This window comes from Rhodococcus sp. 05-2255-1e (genome assembly GCF_002259025.1).
Lineage (GTDB): Bacteria > Actinomycetota > Actinomycetes > Mycobacteriales > Mycobacteriaceae > Rhodococcoides > Rhodococcoides fascians.
Window position 1 is genome coordinate 1 of sequence record NZ_NOZE01000050.1, and the last position, 2,698, is coordinate 2,698.

The 2,698-nt window shown below is 62.8% G+C and carries 3 protein-coding genes; all 3 read left to right on the forward strand.

The window, feature by feature from the left end:
* The first annotated feature begins 166 nt into the window (after positions 1 to 166).
* From CH262_RS26955 to CH262_RS26965, 3 genes are read left to right on the forward strand one after another with little or no spacing between them, the layout of a single operon-like run.
* Positions 167 to 1,324, forward strand: coding sequence for a tyrosine-type recombinase/integrase (locus CH262_RS26955; protein ID WP_218829333.1), 1,158 nt, complete (start codon positions 167 to 169; stop codon positions 1,322 to 1,324).
* A gap of 3 nt (positions 1,325 to 1,327) precedes the next feature.
* Complete coding sequence (locus CH262_RS26960) at positions 1,328 to 1,660, forward strand: helix-turn-helix domain-containing protein (RefSeq protein WP_170945395.1); 333 nt, start codon at positions 1,328 to 1,330, stop codon at positions 1,658 to 1,660.
* Positions 1,660 to 2,592, forward strand: coding sequence for an integrase (locus tag CH262_RS26965; RefSeq protein ID WP_143547186.1), 933 nt, complete (start codon positions 1,660 to 1,662; stop codon positions 2,590 to 2,592). Before CH262_RS26960 ends, CH262_RS26965 begins: the two co-directional genes overlap by 1 nt.
* Positions 2,593 to 2,698 lie beyond the last annotated feature (106 nt).

Sequence of the window (2,698 nt, forward strand, 5' to 3'; positions counted from 1 at the left end):
GACCCCGCGTTGGCCACTGGAGTCCGCGCGGGTTCGATCGGCTGCCAGGAACCGGTGTGAGCCCAGGGTTCCTGGTCAGAGCAACGATTCTTCTTCATTCCGTGGTCGCTCAAATTTCATCAGTTACTCGTGGATTCTGCGAGTTCCTCGCATAAGTTCACTGTTCGTGTCAGATTTCGCTACTCGTCGGCAGCAGCGCATCGCTGCCGACGGCGCATCGAGTGCCGCGGGGGTCGGCAGCGGGGAACTTGCGGACGTCGAATCGCTGCAGCGGCTGGCGTCGGCGTCGGGGGACGACGAACACGACTTCTTCCGTAACACGCTGGTCGAATACGGATGGGCCAGAGATGTGGCGGGTCTGAGCCCCGCGACGCTGCAGAGAATCATGTATCCCGTGATCGAGATATGCGATTACTTCGATTGCGTGCCATGGCGATTGACCCAGCAGCAGTTCGATCAGTACTTCGCCGGTCCCGGCAAACGCAGTCACGCGACCATCCGGAAAAAGACAGTTCAGATCGACAACTACTACCGATTCCTCGAGCACCGCTACGCTGGCGAGCTGCTCCGAGCGTTCGGCGTCGGTGTCGAGTCACCGGTCGACCCGTTCAACCGGCCGAGGCACAGGGGTGATTTCGCGCTGCGGATTCCTCCCACTCGACGAGCGATGACAGCGTTCTTTGCCGACTGGAGAGACGCCCTGCCACGCTCTCGCAAGTACCACGTGAGCGCACGCGACTACACCATGGCGAAGATTGCGTACTTGTCCGGTGTGCGGGCGTCGGAGCTGTGTGCGGTGAGGATCGGCGACATCCATTGGGAAGCGGGACAGTGGGGCCGCTTCGTCGTCGTGGGTAAGGGTGCCCGCGGATCGGGTCCACGCGAACGGCAAGCTTTTCTCTTCGAAGAGGGGAGAGAGCTGCTGTGGTGGTATCTCGAGCAGGTCCGGGGCGAGTTCTGCGACGACCCGACCGACGCGGGCGCACCGTTGTGGCCATCGGAACGCTTGCCGACCGCCGTCGCGGCGCTCAACCTCGCCGTTGCACCCGCCATTCAACCCTCGACATTTCGCCGCAATCTCAAAGCTGCATCGCACCATCACCTCAACGGCCCGGTGCGCGAGCTCTACCCCCATCTGTTGCGTCATGCCTGCGCTACCCACAACTACCAACGAGGAATGCCCTTGTGGGATGTGCAGAAGATGCTCGGTCACGAATGGGCGAGCACCACTGTGGGCTATTTGGCGTCGGCAGGAGCCGACCCGGAACGGTCTGTCATCGAGTCGACACAACGCGCCGTGCGGCGCTTGAGTACGGAGAATTAGAAGATGAAATGGAATTTGCGCATGGTTGCGGCGCAACGCGACATCTGGCGTCCGACGCAGCTGCTCAAAGCATTCGAGCAGGTCGACTTCCATCCGTCATTGAGCAAGACTGCGGCCCTGTGGTCTTCGGCGCCGATCACGATCCGTCTCGATGACCTGGACAAGATCTGTGCGGCGTTGAACTGCACTGTCGGTGATCTGATGCTGGCGGAAGCTGTTCACGACGCGGATCTCGACGCAGCTCCAGCACGCGCAATCGGCGATCGGTCGGGCCCGGCCGCACCCACTGCCGGGGCCCGGAAGCGCGGAGCCCGCCGCGTTCCACCTCCCAACTGATGTCGGGACGAAACCCTGCCGATGGGGTGGCGGCACGCAATGCCGCCCGGCACACCGAGCGCACGATACGGATGATCGAGCAGACACCCGCGCAGTTCCGTGACGACGTGCAGGCGTGGGTCACTGCGCTGGGCGGCCGCGGTCGACGTAAGTCCAGACCGTTGACGGCAGTGACGATTGCCCTCTATCTCAATTTCGCGCTACCGGTCTTGCAGGAATGGGCTGAGACACACCAAAGTCTGCGATCTGTCGATACTGTCGACATCGAGCGCGCTCTCAGCCGTCACTCAGGGCAGTCGAGACATAACGTGCACACGGCCCTGAGGTCGCTCTTTCGCGGACTCAAACGCGAACGTCGCATCTTCGCCGACCCTGCCCGAGAGGTCGCTGGTCGGTACACCCGCAGGATCCTCAGACCGTTACGATCCGATCGCGTACATGGGCTGTTCGATCAGCTGACCAGGCCCGATGACCGGGTGATTCTGGCGCTCGTCGCGGTCCACGCGCTGACGATCGAAGAGGTCATCGGCTTCCGACTCGACCATCTCGACCGTTCGGCAGGACGAGCAACCGTCACCCGTCCACACACCCGCCACACGTTCTGGTTGGACGAGTTCACCGCCGAGGTGCTCCGCGACTGGCTGATCTACCGTCAGCTGCGGTGGCCGACCAGCACGAATCCGTACTTGCTGATCACCCGGATAACTGCGCCTACCGCACTGCCGGGCAGTCGCCACTACATCACCCGCCCATTCCGTGACCTCGGCATCACCGCCCGCGAACTGCGTGTCGATCGCATCCTCGACGAGGCCGCCCACAGCGGCGACCCAGTTGCCCTGATGACCGTGTTCGGTATCGGCACCACCACAGCGGTGCGCTATGTCAGGACCGCGCACCCTGGCCGATTCGACGTAGACCCCACTGCACCCTGACTCGATTCGAAGTTCAGCCAACGGACCGGTCGTCGCCGCAGGTTCGTAAACCGCTCGACGCAGCCAACGGCCTTCCGAAACATACGGGGAGGGGGTATGGTCGACA